The following is a 606-nucleotide window of genomic DNA, read 5'->3' as shown; positions in this document are numbered from 1 at the left end:
CTTCTACTGTTTCGGTTTGGTCAATCGCTTCAATTAATTGATTTTCCTTTTCTTCCAAAGATTGACGAATCCTTTCAATCTCTTCTATAGAAAGTTCATCCTTTAAATCATCTATTAACTCAGGTAAGATTTTTGTTTCCACCATTTGTTGGTAGTTTTCAAGGGCTTTTTGATCAAGGCTATCCTTATACTTTAAAATACTTTTTTTCCAAACGAAAGAGTATTTATTCGCATCCGCTTCAATTTTTGTACCATCAATGTATAGAGCACTGCCACTGATTAAGCCACTTTGAACCAGTAGCTCACGAAATTGAACAAATGAATGATCTAGAATATCGTTCATAATCGGATGAACGCGAAAACGATTAATAGTACGAAAGTTAGGGAATTGCTCTTGAGATAAGTAGCGCATCCGAATACTATCTATCAGCATATTTTGTATTTGGCGGCCCGAATAAACCCCTTGAATATAGGCACAAAGAATAATGGAAAGTAGCATACGAGGATGATATTGGGGTCTACCCATAGATTGATAATAAGGAAGAAAGACTTCATCGGGAATAGAGTCAACAAACTGCACAATGGCATGAGCAAAATCATTTTCTT

General features: G+C 35.6%; 1 protein-coding gene. It reads right to left on the bottom strand.

Annotated elements, in window-relative coordinates:
• A partial coding sequence (locus K6V48_RS11720) for a transposase (protein WP_222369865.1) occupies window positions 1-606 on the bottom strand: 606 nt, incomplete at both ends.

Source organism: Streptococcus suis, from assembly GCF_019794555.1.
Classification (GTDB): domain Bacteria; phylum Bacillota; class Bacilli; order Lactobacillales; family Streptococcaceae; genus Streptococcus; species Streptococcus suis_AB.
The sequence above is the reverse complement of the archived record's forward strand: the minus strand, read 5'-3'. Positions and strand labels throughout refer to the sequence as shown.